Consider the following 17,735-nt stretch of genomic DNA (forward strand, 5'->3'; position numbering starts at 1 on the left):
ATAAAAATTGAACATCTTTCTTTTTATTCTTCGACACCTGCGTAATTTGATTGGTATTGCTCTCGAAATTCTTTTGGCGTAATTCCATTTAATTTTTTAAACATTTTTGAAAAATAGTTGGTATTGTTAAATCCTACTTTTTCTGAAATTTCGTTGATTGTATCATCCGTGTACAATAATAATTTTTGGGCATGCTTGGTACGCACTTGATTCAAATATTGAGAAAAACTCCGCTTGGTTTCTTTTTTGAAAATTTGGCCTAAATAACTAGGGTTCAAATGAAGCTCATCCGCCACCGTTTTTAAGTTTAATTCTTCTAAATAGCCTTGTTCAATTCTTTCTACAGCTTGGCTAACACTTTCTGAATATTTTTTTATTTTAGGTTTATTTTTCACTTCTGCCAAGACTTGCTGCATTAACGCATACAGTGTATTAAGATTGTTGCTAGCTCGAATTTCTTCCACGATTTTTTCATAGTTTTCTTCTAACACAGTTGGATACTGACGGGAAATATCTGAAAAAAGTAAAAAGACTACATAGCGTACATATTCTGGCGTAGCGTGTTGTTGACTTAACTGATTGAAAATGGCATCTAATTCCCGTTGAATGGTCTGCATATCCCCAATCATCAAGGCTTGGTTAAACGCTAGAAAAGTAAAATCTTCTGCCGAACGATTCATTTGTTCTTTTTGATTATTTGGCAGAAATTCTTGATAGAACGTTTCAATTGCTTGCAACTGTTTTACTTTCTCATAACTTTCATAAACCGTTTCCCATTCATTGACAGATTCCCCTACAAAAATCTGACCTTGACCAGCTAGAATAGCTTCAATTTCACGAATAAATAAGAACGCTTCTTGTCTGGCCCCTTTATAGATAAGTAACAATTGGTGGTACGTACTCATCCAACTTTCAATGAATAACAGTTGGCCTTTTTTCATAAATAGTTCCTTGATTGTTTCTAAAAATGGCATCTCAGCTTCAACCAATAAAACGGTAAAATCACCTGGTTTTATAGTCGTAAATTGCTGCATTAACTCTTCGTATTCCCCTTCGCTGATTTCATCATTAAGCCAACGCATCAAGCCATTTTCTAGATATAGACGCACGTGGGCATGGGATTTTTTTTGTTGGTCCAATTCTGTTTTAATTCTCTGGATATTGGCTAATAGTTCTTGTTTATTGACTGGTTTCAAAAGATAATCTTGGACCTGCAAAGCCATGCCTTTTTTGACGTAATCAAACTCTTGATAACCTGATAAAATTAAACTAATAAATTGATGTCCTTTTTTCTTTGCTTGCTCAATTAATTCGATCCCACTCATTTCCGGCATCGTAATATCTGTTAATAAAACATCAATGGATTCTGTTTCTAAAAAAGCCAATGCTTCTTGCGCACTACGCGCTGTTTTAACAATTTCAAAGCCTAACTCTTGCCAAGGAATAATCCATTTTAAGCCTTCTAAAATCATATATTCATCATCAACAAACATCACTCGATACATCTTTTCACCCCTTATGCTACAAACGAAAGACGAATTGTCGTCCCTTCTCCTTCTTTCCCTTCAATGGTTAAACCATAACTCTCCCCAAAAAAGCGTTGTAAACGTTCATGAACATTTCTTAACCCAATGGATTGTTCCGTGTCTATTTCTGTTTGATTTAAACGTGCGCGAATTTCCTCTAACCGATTGGCAGTGATTCCTTTTCCATTATCCACAACAGCCACAATAATTTTTTCGCCTTCTCGGTAGGCGTGGACCTTAATAGCATTGTCTTGTCGTTGATAGTCAATACCATGCACAAAATAATTTTCGACAAGCGGCTGAATGATGAACTTAGGAATTTCAACATCAGCAATTGTTTCTTCTATTTCGAACTTATAGGCAAATTGGTCGGGATAACGCATTTGATACAAATACACATATTTTTCGCAAAATGAGATTTCCTCTGCCAAGGTCGTGGTTTTTTCTTGGTTAATATTATTCCTAAGTAGCGTTGAAAAAGCATAGACAACATCAGCTAGTTCTTCTTGTTGCCGACTCAAAGCATACATGCGAATATATTCCAACGTATTATAAAGAAAATGAGGATTAATTTGCGACTGTAACGCTCTCATGTGGGCATCACGTTGCTTAATTTCTAAAGTATAAATATCGTGAATGTATTGATCTAAACTGTCTACCATAAAATTAATCGCAGAAGCAATATCATTCAACTCTTCCTGAACTTGATTCGTGTCAATTCGTTCTTTTAAATTGCCATCGCCAATGGCTCGTGTCGCTTCTAAAATTAATTGGACTTGTTGAGAATAGCGTTTAAACAGGCGGTTTAAGCCCACTAATAAAATAACAATCAAAAGTAACCCAATCCCTAAAATGGCCGCATAATTCATAAACAATTGTCGAAATAAGACTCGGCGGCTTGTTAATAAGAGAATGGTACTCCGGCCACTGCTTTCTATTTCCGTAATATCGTAGCGATTATGAAAAACCTGTTGAATGTCACTATCGGTGTGCATTCTTTTATCTAGTTGCCGCTCTTCTTCTTTGGTAAATTGTGCTTTTTCAGAAAAAATTTGATTCCCAGCACTATCATAGATAAACGCATTAATACCTGATTTTTTCAATAAGTCTGCTTGGTTGCCTAGCAACTCTTGACTTGAAAACACAGTGTACAACTCTCCCAGCGGTTGTCCTGTATAAGGATCGGAGATAATTCGCATTAGTTGAAAGCCATGTTTTTTAATTGATGACATATCCATTTTTTTCCCATTTGTAGCTGTGCGATTGGCGAACAAAACCTGATCAAATTCATCTAAGCGAATAATCACTTCTTCTAAGTCAGGAAAGGTGCTAAATAATGTACTTAAATTATTTCCAAAGTGGGTACTGACCCGATCTTCCGACCATTGGCTGTAAGTATAGTCAAAATACTCAGGAGGAGAAAGTTCCATATATTTTCGCATGTTTTCAATTTTACTTGCAGAGCCAGCTAATTCATTAATCATATTTGTCGCCGCATTATTTTTATTCGTTACATAGCTGTCAATTTGGGAAACGGCGTTATTTTTTTGCGAATCAATTGATAAGTTAATTGTATAAGTAACATAAACGCACAAAGCAGCCACCGTTAACAAAATAATACTTGTTAACAGTAGACTGTATTTTTGTACTAATCGATTTAATAAATATTTTTTTTTAAACAGTTTTTTGAAGATTCGCTTCATTTTGTTCCAACTTTCCATCAATAAACTGGCGATTTTTACGCGTGACATAGGCACACCACATCATAATTAAGGCAAACGAAGCAAATAGTAGCAGTCCTTTCATTTTCCAAGTTAAAGCAACGATACTAATTACACCGAATAAGACTTTAAAAAATACACCGAGGTTTAAAAAGATACTGATAAATGAAAGCTTCATTAAATCAATAGTTGAGATAAAATAGCTTCCTTCATATAGTAGCATATAAATGTAAAAAATAACGAGTATTAGGGAAACAAAAAATAAAATAAATGTAATAATTAACCACATTATTCCGGTAAATTGAACGGCTAAATAAATATTATAAAAAACAAATCCTAAAGTGAAGAGAAAAAGTAAAAAATAACAGTTACTTCTTTTAAAATGTGCTTTCCATGATTCAAATGCTCGTTTAACGGTGATTGCTTGATAATTCATGCCCTCTTCCAAAATGAAATCAGTCATCATTTGGAGTGCTGGACCAACACCAAAAATAATCCCTCCAGCTAAACTAAATAAAACAAACAGTAAATTTAGTTTGATTACTGTCCAGGAAAGGTAAAACAACCGCTGAATCCCTGTACTTTCCATCTTCCTCTTCCTTTCTATTATGTAAAAGGCTGAGCCAAAAGCGCTCAGCTAATGCCTCAGCCTCCTGTGATTATTTTTGAGATTGGATATATTCGTCTAATTGTGTTTGCATTTCTTTTTGAACTTTATCCCAGCCAGCTGTTTTTAGGTCATCCATTAATTTTGGAAGTGTTTCTTCTGGATCAACAGTTCCTGTATTTAAGCTTGCTGCGTAACGGTTCATAACTGTAGCAACGTTAGTGATTTCAGTTTTCACTTTATCATTTACAAAAGTAAAACCAAGAATTGGTGAATCTTTTGCTTCTTCGATGCTCTTATCACGTTCTTTAACCATTTCTTCAGTGACAGATTCTTCTGGCCAAATGATTAAGTTGTTTCCTGTGTTCCAAGCACTCAAATGAGTTGTTGGTGTGTAATCTTTCAATAATTTCACGCGATCATCGCCAACTTTTTCATATTGTTTGCCTTCTTCACCATAAACAAGTCCGTTTAACAATTCTGGATTGCTGTTTAATAAACCTAACAATTCAACAGATTTTTCTTTGTTTTTAGACGTGTTTGCAACAACATAGTTAGCCATTTGCGCTTGTGATGTTGTTTTTAATGGTTCTGTTAGTGGACGAGAAACAAGTGGTTTGCCAGCAGCTTGTGTTAAGATTGTATCACCATAATCCATAGGTCCTTGTGTTTCTTGACGCATGAACCAAGTATTGGTATTTAAGTCATATGGTGTTGTACTTGTAGCAGCATCTGTTGGAATCAAGCCATCTTTATACCATTGATGTAAGACTTTTAAGTTATTAATCATGTCTTTGTCGGCATATTGGTTAATAATTTTTGGTGAGCCAGTATCAGTTGTTTTCACTGCAAATGGATATTGGTTACCAATAGGGAAGTCATAATTACCTGTTGCAAAGAATGTTTGGCCGATAGCAAAAGCAGCAATATTTGGTTCTTTTTTATGGAATTCTTTTAGAACTTCGGTTGCACTTTCATAACTACCATCGACTTTACTAATATCTAAATTGTATTTATCGACATATTCTTTATTAAAAGTTAAAACTTGTTGACCGTAAGAGTTACCTAAAATTGGGAACGCATACAGTTTTCCATTGATCGTATTTCCTTTAATATAGTTATCTGGCAATTGATCATAGGCTTCTTTGGCATATTTAGGTGCTAAATCAGTTAAATCAGCATAGGCGCCTTTTTGTGCATTCGTTGCATAATTTTGTGCTAATGAAATATCATAGCTTTCACCAGAAGCAACGATTGTTGACATTTTTTGGTCCCAATCGCCCCAACCAACAAATTCCATTTTTAATTTTGCCCCAATTTTTTTCTCGATAATTTTATTCGCATTATCGATTAATTGGTCATAATTATCTGGTTTGTCCCCAACACGATACATTAATAACGTTGGTGTACTATCATCACCTTTTGACGCTGCATCTTTTGAAGATTTACCGCACGCGCTTAGTCCTACAGCTAAAGCTGCTGCGCCAGCTACGGCTAATCCTTTTTGCCATTTTTTCATTCCTTATTTCCTCCTGTACAATTTTATTCTTTCACGCCGCCGATTGTTAAACCACCCACGAAATATTTTTGGAAGAATGGGTAAGTTAACGCAATTGGTAACGTAGATAAGACAACAATCGCCATTCGAGCCGATTCACTTGGTAGAACGCCTAACCCTTCTTGTGCTGCTGCACCCATATCCGTACTTCTTGATAAGAACTCTAAGTTGTTTTGAATTTTCATCAATAAATACTGTAACGGTACCAAGGTATCTTTTTGAATGTAAAGTAATGCATTGAACCAATCGTTCCAATAACCCAAAGCCGCAAACAAACTAATTGTGGCAATCCCTGGAACGGCTAGTGGTAACACAATGCTGACAAAAATGCGCATTTCACTTGCGCCATCAATACGTGCCGATTCAATAATACTGTCAGGCACGGTTTTCTTGAAAAACGTTCGCATCACTAAAATATTAAATGGTCCTAAAGCTAAAGGCAAAATTAACGCCCAAATTGTATCTTTCAATTGCAATAAGTTTGTCATTACTAAATAGTTCGCAACCATCCCTGGTGAAAATAACATTGTAATTAAAGCAAACAATGTAAAGAATTTTTTAAATGGAAAGTTGGAACGAGAAATGACATAGGCATATAATGACGTCATTGTTGCATTGACAATCGTCCCTGTCACCGTAATGAAGACCGTTACCCCTAAGGCATGAATAATGCGTTGACTCATTGCCCCTTGGAAAATGTAACGATAGGCCTCCAATGAAAATTCTTTTGGCCAAAACCGGTAGCCGTTTGCTGCTAATGATCCTTCACTTGTCAATGAAATCATAATAACAAAGAAAAACGGAACCACACAGGAAATAGCAAAAATAGCAATGACAATATTGAAAATCAAATTCGCTGTCGGGTTGAAGGATCGAACGTTAACGCTAGTGACTTTTTTCTTTTTCATAATCCTTCCTCCTAAAATAGTGCTGAATCTGGTTCAATTCGACGAACAACTAAATTCGCAATTAATAACAAACATGCCCCAACGACAGATTGATATAACGCTGCAGCTGCCGTCATGCCTACATCACCAGTAGCCGTTAAGCCATTGTAAATATAGGTATCTAACACACTTGTCACGTTGTAAAGCGCACCTGAGTTTCTTGGTACGATGTAGAACAAACCAAAGTCTGCTCTGAAGATACCGCCGATGTTTAAAATTAATAAAACAGACATCATTGGTAAAATTTGTGGAATCGTAACATTTTTTATTTGTTGCCATTTGTTGGCACCATCTACCATCGCTGCTTCATAGTATGTCGGATCAATCCCCATTACAGAAGCATAGTAGATAATACTGTTGTAGCCTAGACTCTTCCAAACATTTAGGAAGACAAAAATTACTGGCCACCAACGTGGATCTGCATACCAGTTAATCATTGTGCCGCCATTACCAGTAATCCATTGATTCAAAATCCCTTTATCTGGACTTAAAAAGGCATAAACAAAATAGTTAATAACCATCCAAGATAAGAAATATGGTAGCAATGACATCGTGTGATAAACTTTAACCAAGCGACGATTTCTTAATTCACTCATAATAATAGCAAAAGCAATCGCGAAGAATAAGTTAAAGGCTAAAAAGACGACATTGTACAAAATGGTGTTTCTAGTAATTAACCAAGCATCTTTTGACGCAAATAAAAATTTAAAATTTTCAAAACCAACCCAAGGACTTTCTCTTAGACTAGCTAAGAAACCATCTGGTGAAATATGAAAATCTTTAAATGCGACCACATTGGCTAAGACTGGTATATAGAAGAAAAATATAAACCAGATAAATCCTGGTAACGCCATAAGGATTAAGGCCTTATAACGCCATACATTTTGAAAAAACCCGTTTTTCTTCTTCATTCGTTTCGCTCCTTTCATAAATATAATAGCGTTTTCATAATATCTTTTTAAGGAACAAATTATAGGATTTGAGAAACAAATTATAGATTTTGTGTCATTTTAAGCTAAAAATTTACCGAATTGACCGTTCTTTGTGAAAACGTTTATCTAATATTTTTTTTATAACCTCTTAAGAACATTAAAAATAATTGGATAAATCCCACTCATAAAGCGGTTTCACTTGTGCGTATTTGTTGTATAAAAGCTGAGAACTTGTTATTTTCACAAAGGATATTATCTAATTATTTTTGAGGAGGACTATTTTTGAATTTTATCCGTAAAAACACTAGAGCAATTAGTTTAATTGTGGTATATTTTTTCACAGTTTTAATGCAAGCTGGTTCTTTATTATTATTAGCTATTTCACTGTTATTTGATAATAATTTAGTAGAATCATCTTTTGCAAATCTCGTAACAGGTTTAACTATTACTGCTATTGTGGGAATAGTTTTATTTTGGAAAGAAATCGTTGCTGGGTTCGACTATTTTAAAGAAGAGACTCTTTGGCGTATTTTTAGCATTTTCTTATGGGTGGGGCTGATTTTTTTAGTCGATGTTATTATTCAAAAAATCATGAGTAATAATCTAATTGCTAATCAACAAGATGTTCTCTCATTTGGTGCACAAGTCCCATTGCTTGTTACTCTATTTTTCTTAGCAATCGTGGGGCCAATTGCTGAAGAACTAGTTTTTCGGCAAGTATTAATGAATTGTTTATCGGAAACAATTGGTATAGCCTGTGCAACTATGATTTCAATTTTTTTATTCACCTTTATGCACACACAACAGCCCCTTGATTTTCTCATTTATCTGCCAGGAGCTATTTTATTATCTGCAGCTTACTTAAAATCAAATCGTTCGCTTGTATTTGTTATGGCTATTCACATTGTTAATAATATGTTGGGTTTCTTGTTATAAATCAAAAAAGGAACTAGCTTAGCTACATTTGCTATTGCTAGTTCCTTCTTTGTTTCAATTACTTCACTTTTCCCCTAAAATTTCAATCCAACCATAATAATATTCAACATATTGATTCTCCTCTTCTAGTTGTGTCAAGATATGCTCTCCGACAACGATGCCTGTTTCAAATCCTTGTTTTGCTAAACGCTTTTTTACTTCTTCGATATTATTCAAACGGGTATCTTGTGTATTGACTTTTAAAATAAAGCCTTTGTATTGGCTACTTGGTTCTTTGAGCCAAATCACTTTGTCTAAACTTTTTTTATTCACATGATTTGCCAAACAAATCCCATACGTCAGTTCATTGGATTCACTTAAATCCCCGTAAATACCTAAAGTTGAAATGTGTTCCATGTAAACTTTCATCTCTTCTGGATCCTCAATATCAACAACAACAATTTTATCAAAAGGAATTGGTTCATCTGAAAAAACCAATGTTTCTAAATCAATTAACGCATGTAAATGTAATTTTCTTTTCTTAATTTCTTTGTATTTATGCTGAAGCCTTTTTATTTCTTGCCCCAGTTGTTCTTCTGTTGCTTCCATGGTGGCATAGAGATCGGTAGGCGTCTTTTTATATAAATTCAACATATCTTTGATAGGAATCCCCATTTTTCGATAAAAATCAATATCATATATTTTGAACAAATCTTCTAAATCAAAGGTTCGATATCCGTTTTCTTCATTGCGTGTTGTACTAATCAACCCTTGCTCGTCCCAATAACGAATCGTGGACTTAGGGATATTTAACAACTCAGAAACATCTTTTATTGTGTAATTTTTTTCCATCCTGTTCCCTCCATCAAAAAGTTTAGCATTTCTACTGTTGACATTCAAGTTACTTGAACGTGTACAATGACTCTTTGTAACAGCTAAAACGGTATTGTTTAAGGAGGAAATTTCATGAAATTAATGAAAGAGTTTATTAAAGAAAATAAATGGATTGTTCTTGCGACAACTTTAACCATCTGTTTGCAAATCGCAGGAACCCTTGGCGTCCCTAAATTAGTTGGCAAGTTGATTGATGTGGGCATCGTTAGCGGTGACCAACAAGTAATTAAAACGATTGGCATACAAATGTTTCTTGTGGCATTCATTGGAACAATTGCCGCAATTATTTCTAGCTATTTGTCTGCTTTAGTAGCTGCTAAATTTGGTTTTCAAGTTAGAGGATTGTTCTTTAAAAAATTTCAACAATTCTCGATGAAAAATGTTGATAAATTTGGTTCAAATTCTTTGCTAACTAGAATGACCAACGATGTAGATAATGTTCAAACAATGATTGTGCTGTTTTGCCAATTAATCTTTCCAGCGCCTATTATTAGTTTATTTGCCTTAGTGATGACATTTTCTTATTCAGTTTCACTCGCTTGGGTAACATTGGCTTCCATCGTATTTTACTTAGTCGTTGTTTATTTTTTAATGAAAAAAGGTACCCCTTTATCTTTAAAAATTCAACCAAAAATGGATCGAATTACTACGACTTTACGAGAGTTCTTTACTGGAATTAATATGATTCGTGCGTTCAATAATCAAGACTTTGAAGAGCAGCGAACCAATCAAACATTTAAAAATTATGCTGAACGCATGAGTAAAGTGAATCAAATCTTTGCTTGGATTACTCCCGTTGCCTTTTTATTAATGGGCGTTGTGTACGCCTCTATTTTGTGGTTTGGCGGTAATTTAGTTGCAGTAGGCACCCTACAAATTGGCACCGTTACAGCTGTGATTGAATATACGCTTCTAACTTTGGCCTACTTAATGATCGCGGCTATGGTATTAGTTGTCATTCCACGGTCCGTTGCTTCCTTGAATCGCTTGCAAGAAGTTTTGTCAGAAGAAATTGAAATTAGCGATCCTCACACTGAAGCAACCATTGCTTATCATCCTGAGAAAGCCTTGATTTGCTTCGATCACGTCACGTTTCAATACACAGAAACAGCTGATCCTGTTTTAGAAAATGTTAGTTTTGTCATCCCTAAAGGAAAAACAACGGCGATTGTTGGTGCAACTGGCGCTGGTAAAAGTACTTTAGTTAAGTTACTTTTACGAATAAATGAGGTCACAGCCGGCACGATTAGCTATTCTGGCACAGATATCCGCTCATTATCTCAGCAAACGATTCGCCAAGTCATCAGTTATGTGCCACAAAAAGCCTTTCTTTTCAGTGGGACAATCTTATCAAACTTATTAATGGGAAATGCCAAAGCAACTACAGAAGAAATAAGAACGGCACTAGAAATTTCACAATCTTCTGAATTTATCGATTCCTTACCACAAGGGATTGAAAGTTTCGTAGCACAAGGCGGGTCCAACTATTCTGGTGGTCAAAAACAAAGAATGTGTATTGCACGAGCCTTAATCAAACCGGCAGACGTTTATATTTTCGATGATAGCTTTTCCGCATTAGATTACAAAACTGACGCCGCTCTACGTGCCGCTTTACATGCACAAATGTCGGACAAAACTTTACTCATTGTTGCTCAACGGTTAAGTACAATCATGAACGCTGACAACATTATCGTCCTAGATGAAGGAAGGATTGTTGGTCAAGGCACCCACGCTGATTTACTTACCACTAATAGCTATTACCAAGACTTTGCTAAATCGCAAGGTATCTTACCCAAATAACTAAAGAAAGGATGTGACTGCTTGAAAGAAAGTTTTCTTTTCAAGCCATACAATGAAAAAAACAATGAATCTTCAAAGCTTTAAACGTTTCTGGAAAATGATTAAACCTGAGCATCCAATCTTTTATGGTCTAATGATCTGCAGTTTAATTGGAAACTTATTAATTGTTGCCATGACCTATATTATGGCAATCGGGATTGATAACCTCTTAGAAGCGATCAAGCGTGTCGGGCTCAAAGGTATGACACTTCCTTTAGTTGAAGAAGCGCTCTTAGGTCCCGTCTTACTTTTAATTCTCTTTTCAATCATTAGTAGTATCACTTCTTTTATTCAGGAACGAGCAATGGCTTCTTTAAGCGAACGGGTTACTTTAAGAATTAGAAAAGAAGTGACAAAAAAGTTTAAAACTTTACCAATGGCCTTCTTTGACAATCACCAAGTGGGCGATATCATCAGTCGTTCAACAACTGGCTTAAACCAGTTGTCACAAGTTCTTTTAACAGGCATCAACCAATTTTTCACTTCCGTCGTGACTATCCTTTTTGCAGGAATCATGTTGTTCTATATTGATGCAAAATTAACCATTTTAGTGTTGCTCCTAATTGGCGGCAGTACTTTCATGACGACAAAAATTGCGAATAAAAACAAGGTGTTTGCTGATCAAAGTCAAGCTGAATTAGGTCAATTAAATAATAAGATGGAAGAATATTTAGCAGGAAATTTGGTCACAAAAACCTTTAATCAACAGCAAAATGCTGAAAAAACAATTGCTGCTGTTAATCAACAACATTATCGTGCCTTTAAAAAAGCACAGTTTCTAAATTTTGCGATTTATCCAGCTATTCGTTTTATTAATCAGTTGGCTTTTATTATTAGTGCTATCTTAGGCGCAATGCTCGTTTTATCTGGTGGTATTACGATTGGTTTCTTGCAAGCGTATTTGCAATATATCAACCAAATTTCTGAGCCGATTTCTACCGCTTCTTATGTCATTAACTCAATTCAAGCAGCGATGGCTTCCATTGATCGGATTTTTGTTATCTTAGATGAAGCTGATGAACAGCCAGAAGCAACTCATTTAGAAACTATTTCTTCTCCTAAAGGAGCCATTGAATTTAAAAATGTTCAATTTGGCTACACACCAGAAAAAATTTTAATGAAGAATGTTGATTTTTCTGTTCAACCGAAAAAAACAGTGGCCATTGTAGGACCCACCGGCGCTGGTAAAACAACATTAGTCAACTTATTAATGCGTTTCTATGAAATAAATCAAGGTGCCATTACTTTTGATGGGATTGATATTACGAAACTTTCTCGACAAAATCTAAGAAATTTATTTGGCATGGTTTTACAAAACACTTGGCTATTTGAAGGAACCGTAGCAGATAATATTGCCTATGGAAAAAAAGATGCTTCTCGTGAAGAAATAATTGAAGCAGCTAAAATTGCTCAATGTGATCATTTTATTCGGACCCTTCCTCAAGGATATGATACAATTATTTCTAGCGAAAATGGTGCATTATCACAAGGGCAACAACAGTTATTAACCATCGCCCGAATCATTTTAGCAAATCCGCCCGTTGTTATTCTCGATGAAGCAACTTCGAGTGTGGACACACGAACAGAAGCCCATATTCAAAAAGCGATGGAAACTGTCACAGAAAATCGAACAAGCTTCGTTATCGCTCATCGATTATCCACGATTGAAAATGCTGATTTAATTTTAGTGATGAAAAATGGCGATATTATTGAAAAAGGAACGCATCAGGAACTATTACAAGCTCCGACTCTTTACGCCAGCTTATATAATAGTCAATTTCAAACCACTTAAAAAGAACTGGAACAAGTCATTCTTCTTTTGACTCGTTCCAGTTCTTTTATTGATTAGAAATATTGAATTCCCATTGCTTTTTTGACTTCTGTTAAGGTTTGTGCTGCCACTTTTTCAGCAGCAAGACTTCCTTTATGCAACATTTCCATAATCGCTTCTGGATTTTTAGCCAGCTCTTCACGACGTCGACGAATCGGTGCGAGTTCTTCTTCTAGGACATCAATTAAGTAACGTTTAATTTTCACATCTCCTAAACCACCATGGCGATAGTGCTCTTTTAATTCTTCAATATATTCTTTATTTTTCCCAAAAACATCCAAGTAAGTAAAGACCATATTTCCTTCAACTTGTCCTGGGTCCTCTATACGAATATGATTTGGATCGGTATACATACTCATTACTTTTTTCTGTACCACTTCAGCTGGATCTGAAAGATAAATACCATTACCTAACGACTTACTCATTTTTCCGTTGCCATCAATTCCTGGCAAGCGTCCCATGCCTTTTGGTGGTAACACAGCTTCCGGTCTAACTAAAACTTCACCGTACGTCTGATTAAAACTATGCACAATTTCTTGCGCTTGTTCCAACATTGGTTTTTGGTCTTCCCCAACTGGGACTAAGTTCGCTTGAAAGGTAGTAATATCAGCAGCTTGTGAAACGGGATAAATAAAGAATCCTGTCGGAACACCTTCCCCAAATTTTTTTTGCTCAATTTCTGCTTTGACCGTTGGATTCCGACGAACACGTGACGTGGTCACTAAATTTAGATAGTACATTGTTAATTCAGCTAACTGTGGAATTTGCGATTGGATAAAAATTGTTGTTTTCGTAGGGTCTAAACCAACTGCTAAATAGTCCAAAGCAACTTCTAAAACATTGGCTGAAACTTTTTCGGGATTTTTTGCATTATCTGTCAATGCTTGTAAATCTGCAATCATGACAAATAATTGATTTGTAGGGTCTGCTTGCATTTCTACTCGTTTTTTTAAGGAACCTACGTAATGTCCTAGGTGCAATTTACCAGTTGGACGATCACCTGTTAAGATAGTATTCATTGTCTACACACCTTTATCGTTTACTTTCATTTATTATTTTACCTTGTTTTAAAAAGAATGAATAGTAGGCAATAGAATATTTATTGATTCTAGATAATCGAAGAGACTAGAAAGATTGCAAGCAACAGCAATTCTTGTTCCAGTCTCTTCAAACAGTTTATTTATTTTGTGACTTTAATTGAAAATTGTGCAGTCACTATCGGCAAAACTTTGCTTGTTACTTTGATTTGATAATTTCCTGCAGCAGTCGTTGCTTCTGTCCTAATCAGACCGTTTTCATCTACACTTACTGTATTGCCAGCATCTGGTGTAACCAACTCATACGTTACTTGCGAGCTCCAAGCATCCGTTTCTGTGTGCGGCGCTTGACCAACCACTTTAGATTGAATTTGATAATTTTCGCCTGATTTTATAGTAGCTGTTTCTGTAGCAAATTGAATTCTTTCAGGAATCGCATGAGTTTGCACGACTTGGAAGATTTTTCGTTCATCGGGATTCGCAATTCCTATTTTTTCTTCTACTGCAGCAGGGAACTGGTAAGTACCTGGCGGGCTACTTGGCGAATAATTACTAACATCGTCATCCCAAGAAATAACCTTCAATTTCGTTTCGCTACCATCATCTAATTTTGCAATTACTTCAGTTGGCAAATTCAGTTCGCCTCGCGAGGTACCTGTTAGTCGATCCAGCGTAGGCAATTCCTTGAATCCAACAATATGTTTAGCGGTGACTTTTACATTGGCAATAATTGGCATTGAGACACCTGCTGCTCGTCCTACAACAGTGAATGTTCCTTCTTTTTGATAAGAAGATGCTGGAACTTCTGACCAATTGACAGTCACTTCTCGTTGTGAACCATCCGAATAAAAAATAGTTGTTTTTTCTGGTAGATTAGGGGCTTGACCCGCTTCTGTCGTGACCTCAATCGACTCATGTTTGACTTCGAAAACATTCGATAAAACAATTTTAGGAGCTAAACTATCCTCTGTTAGCTGTTGACCAGTTGGCAAGGTCAATTTGCCTGTTAAAAAGTCTTGATAGGCCTTTTGTGCGCCTTCTTTTGAAAAAGCATCAAACCCGGCATTATCAGAATCATAACCAGGCAAACGACTGTCTGTAATCGCTAATAAGAAACTTAACTTGGCTGGAATTTTCTCACCACTTTGAATTAGCTCCCGTAGATAGTTACTAATATCAATAGAGATTGTATTTTGATTATTTATAATTGAACTATTTGTAAAAGATTGTCGAGCAATAAATTCTTCATTTGGTACATTTAAATTATTTGGACCATTATTCCAAGTAATGGTGTTACTCATCCAATTAGTATCTGTTCCATAAACATCTACTTGGAACTGCGTATTTTTCAAACGTTCATCATTTGTATTTCCAGCACCATTCCACGCATCATAACGCATCACATTTAGTTCTAAATTGGCACTTTTTAGTGATTGATAGTTCTTCAATTCTTGTGTATCAATTTCAACGTAAATCCGGCGATTATACCCCGCAGAACTAGCATTTTTTAATTTTAATGCGTAATTGCCCGTATAGTTTACTCCATAAGGATATTTATAGGCTTCTCCTGAACTAATGGCAGCGGTACCGCCTGCTATAGCAGAGTATGCTCGGTTACCATCACTCTTTTGAACATAGGCAGTTTGAGCTGTTTTTAGTTTAACGGTGTCTTTTCCTTCACCAAGTTCACCCTCAAAAGAGACCTTGGCTGTTACTTTGACAGCATCTATCGGTAAGCCGATAACTGTTGCTGCAACTTCAACTGTGCCTGCTGTATTAATTTTTTCTTGAGGGATTGCTTCCCATTGTAACTTAAATTCTTTTTTGCCTGTCGCAACCACTTCTTCATTAACGACTTCTTCGTACGTTAATTCAACTTGCTCTGGCAAATTAGGATACACACCTGTTGCCGAACTAATTTCTAACACTTGATTTTGATAACGAATACTTTTTTCAATTGTGGATGCTTGTTGCGCACCAATATCTAAAACTTTATTTTTCAAGCTATTTCCAAAGAAGTCTTCGGCCGCACTGTTCACTTCCGACAAGCCTTTACCAATCGCTGGAGAGGTTTCTTTTAATTGGAACATTTGTGCTCGCTGACGTAAGCGTTCTTTGGAAGTAAATTCAACCACATTATCTTTTGTTGGTTTCAATGTCGTAAATTCTTGCTCTGCCAACTCTTTCACTTTTTCAGGGTTATCTGTGATTTCTAATTGTGGTTTTTCAAAAATGTTTCCACTTGATACTAATTTTTCAACAGTTGCACCACTTTTTTCTGTAGCAATTTCTTTTGGCCAAATAACATTATTTTTGAAATATTTTTCTGGATTATCGACCATTTTACGTTCAATTGGTTGTGTCCCATTTGTTGGATAATTAGATAAGAATTTTAATTGTCCGGTACCTTCTTTGTATAAAATATTATTGTAAAAATTGGCTACTGTACCACTGTTGTCAGAACTATTTCCTTCACCAAATAATGACGTTGAAATACCGTCGCCAACATAAATCGTATTATTGTGGATAGTTGGCATTGCCGCTCCATCATTTTTCACCCAATAATGGAAAATGCTTTGTTCTTTATAATTGTAGCCACCAGCTCCTCCTGGATTGTCTTTACCTGTTCCTCGGTTACCACCGCCGTCATTAGCTGAGATATTGTAACGAATAACCGAATTTTTTTGATCAGACATAAGCAATAAAAAGCCGCCAGTATTATGATGTGAATAGTTATATTGATAAATAACATTGTTTGACTGCATGTCCACATCATAAGCTTCGGCATCGTTAAATCCATATTTGATTCCGTATACTTCGTTATATTGGAACAGTCCGTCATCTACAGACATTGCCCAAACGCCCGCGTAATTTTGTGTACCATAATCGGCATTGCACATTCGGACAGCAACATTTCCTTCGACGACACCGCCACTTTTGGCTTCTGACAAGACAATCCCGTCGCCAGCAATATCTTCTAAATAGTTATTACGAATCGTAATATTAGAAAACGTTTTGTAGAAAGTGTTGCCTCTTGAGGTATCTGAATCAGCTTTTGTTCGAATTCCTTCAAGTCCCACTCGTTGAATCACATTATTTTCAATCAAAATATCATTAAATCCAGTCGTTGTTCGATGATCATTGGCTGCCGTTACTACATTGCCATTCTCATCAAACCAACTTCCTAAAACAATAATTCCACCTACCGCTTTTAATCGTTTGGTTGCAGTATTCCCACTTAGATTCAAATAATATTCTGTTTGAACGTCATGAACATAGTTATTCCGTATCGTGACACTATTGAACATTCGATTTTGTTCATATCCTAGGACTAATATGCCCGCTCTTTGAGCATCTCCTGGTTTCTTATAGCCTTCGAGATTATCTAGCTCTGGTGTATTTGTCACTTCTAAGTTTGAAATATCCCAATATTCTTGGTTCACTAACTGCACGGCCCCTGAGATTGCACGTTTGAAAGTCCCTGTGCTGTAGGTGCCACCACCGTTAATAATCGGACGCCGTGTGGTTTCAAAAATGGTTTCTCCTTTGTCATTCGTATCATAAAAATCAATGACAATCTTTTGTGCCGCTGTCCCATTCCCTTTTGGATGTAACAATTGGTTATTCCAGGTACTTTGCGCATTCAGCAAAAGATGGTCGCCTGGCTGAAACTCCGTCTGATTCACTTTTTCAAAATCACGCCAAGCACTGGCTGGAGACTGCCCATCATTGGCATTATTTCCTCCTTCCCCATCCACATAGTAGGTCGTTCCATTTTGAGCGACACCTACTGAACGAAAAAGTAACGGTTGATCACTCACTGTTTCCCCATAAGCAGGAAGACTAAATAATTGAAGCTGGGAAAAAACAAACAAAATAGAAAGGAAAATGGTTACACTTTTAAAATACGCTTTTTTTCTCATTTTCT

Annotated in this window: 12 protein-coding genes; 3 read left to right on the forward strand and 9 right to left on the reverse strand. The window is 36.0% G+C overall.

Annotated elements, in window-relative coordinates:
* Nucleotides 1-23: 23 nt before the first annotated feature.
* The 6 genes from IGJ20_RS09135 to IGJ20_RS09160 all read right to left on the reverse strand — a co-directional run bounded on the left by IGJ20_RS09135 (nt 24) and on the right by IGJ20_RS09160 (nt 7,288).
* A complete protein-coding gene (locus IGJ20_RS09135; RefSeq protein ID WP_142425671.1) occupies nt 24-1,505 on the reverse strand; it encodes a response regulator transcription factor in 1,482 nt (493 codons plus the stop codon).
* Between the two features lie 11 nt (nt 1,506-1,516).
* Entirely contained in the window at nt 1,517-3,247 is a 1,731-nt protein-coding gene (locus tag IGJ20_RS09140; protein WP_185935499.1) for a sensor histidine kinase, read from the reverse strand.
* The gene (locus tag IGJ20_RS09145; RefSeq protein WP_002362905.1) at nt 3,201-3,836 is read right to left on the reverse strand and encodes a YesL family protein; all 636 of its coding nucleotides are present in this window, start codon (nt 3,834-3,836) and stop codon (nt 3,201-3,203) included. Before IGJ20_RS09145 ends, IGJ20_RS09140 begins: the two co-directional genes overlap by 47 nt.
* 70 nt (nt 3,837-3,906) lie before the next feature.
* Nucleotides 3,907-5,373, reverse strand: coding sequence for an ABC transporter substrate-binding protein (locus tag IGJ20_RS09150; RefSeq protein ID WP_002362904.1), 1,467 nt, complete (start codon nt 5,371-5,373; stop codon nt 3,907-3,909).
* 23 nt (nt 5,374-5,396) lie between these two features.
* Nucleotides 5,397-6,320: a carbohydrate ABC transporter permease gene (locus IGJ20_RS09155; protein ID WP_002359877.1), complete on the reverse strand. Its 924-nt coding sequence runs from the start codon at nt 6,318-6,320 to the stop codon at nt 5,397-5,399.
* Between the two features lie 11 nt (nt 6,321-6,331).
* Nucleotides 6,332-7,288: an ABC transporter permease gene (locus IGJ20_RS09160; RefSeq protein WP_002356852.1), complete on the reverse strand. Its 957-nt coding sequence runs from the start codon at nt 7,286-7,288 to the stop codon at nt 6,332-6,334.
* A gap of 351 nt (nt 7,289-7,639) precedes the next feature.
* On the opposite strand from IGJ20_RS09160, the gene IGJ20_RS09165 reads away from it, so the two are divergent.
* On the forward strand, nt 7,640-8,227 hold the full coding sequence (locus IGJ20_RS09165; RefSeq protein ID WP_002400588.1) for a CPBP family intramembrane glutamic endopeptidase: 588 nt from the start codon (nt 7,640-7,642) through the stop codon (nt 8,225-8,227).
* A 63-nt stretch (nt 8,228-8,290) separates the two neighbouring features.
* Here IGJ20_RS09165 and IGJ20_RS09170 read toward each other — a convergent pair whose 3' ends face one another.
* Nucleotides 8,291-9,106, reverse strand: a complete 816-nt coding sequence (locus IGJ20_RS09170) for a MerR family transcriptional regulator (protein ID WP_185935492.1) — start codon at nt 9,104-9,106, stop codon at nt 8,291-8,293.
* Between the two features lie 66 nt (nt 9,107-9,172).
* On the opposite strand from IGJ20_RS09170, the gene IGJ20_RS09175 reads away from it, so the two are divergent.
* Nucleotides 9,173-10,900 carry an ABC transporter ATP-binding protein gene (locus IGJ20_RS09175; RefSeq protein ID WP_002359874.1) on the forward strand — a complete coding sequence of 576 codons (1,728 nt, stop codon included), beginning with the start codon at nt 9,173-9,175 and terminating at the stop codon, nt 10,898-10,900.
* Nucleotides 10,901-10,952: 52 nt separating this feature from the next.
* Nucleotides 10,953-12,731: an ABC transporter ATP-binding protein gene (locus tag IGJ20_RS09180; RefSeq protein ID WP_002388273.1), complete on the forward strand. Its 1,779-nt coding sequence runs from the start codon at nt 10,953-10,955 to the stop codon at nt 12,729-12,731.
* A 53-nt stretch (nt 12,732-12,784) separates the two neighbouring features.
* On the opposite strand, the gene trpS is transcribed toward IGJ20_RS09180, so the two are convergent.
* On the reverse strand, nt 12,785-13,789 hold the full coding sequence (gene trpS, locus IGJ20_RS09185) for a tryptophan--tRNA ligase (RefSeq protein ID WP_142425669.1): 1,005 nt from the start codon (nt 13,787-13,789) through the stop codon (nt 12,785-12,787).
* A 161-nt stretch (nt 13,790-13,950) separates the two neighbouring features.
* Entirely contained in the window at nt 13,951-17,730 is a 3,780-nt protein-coding gene (locus IGJ20_RS09190) for an Ig-like domain-containing protein (RefSeq protein ID WP_142425668.1), read from the reverse strand.
* Nucleotides 17,731-17,735: the final 5 nt, after the last annotated feature.

Origin of the sequence: Enterococcus sp. DIV0294 (assembly GCF_050558155.1) — a bacterium.
Taxonomy (GTDB): Bacteria; Bacillota; Bacilli; order Lactobacillales; family Enterococcaceae; genus Enterococcus; species Enterococcus faecalis.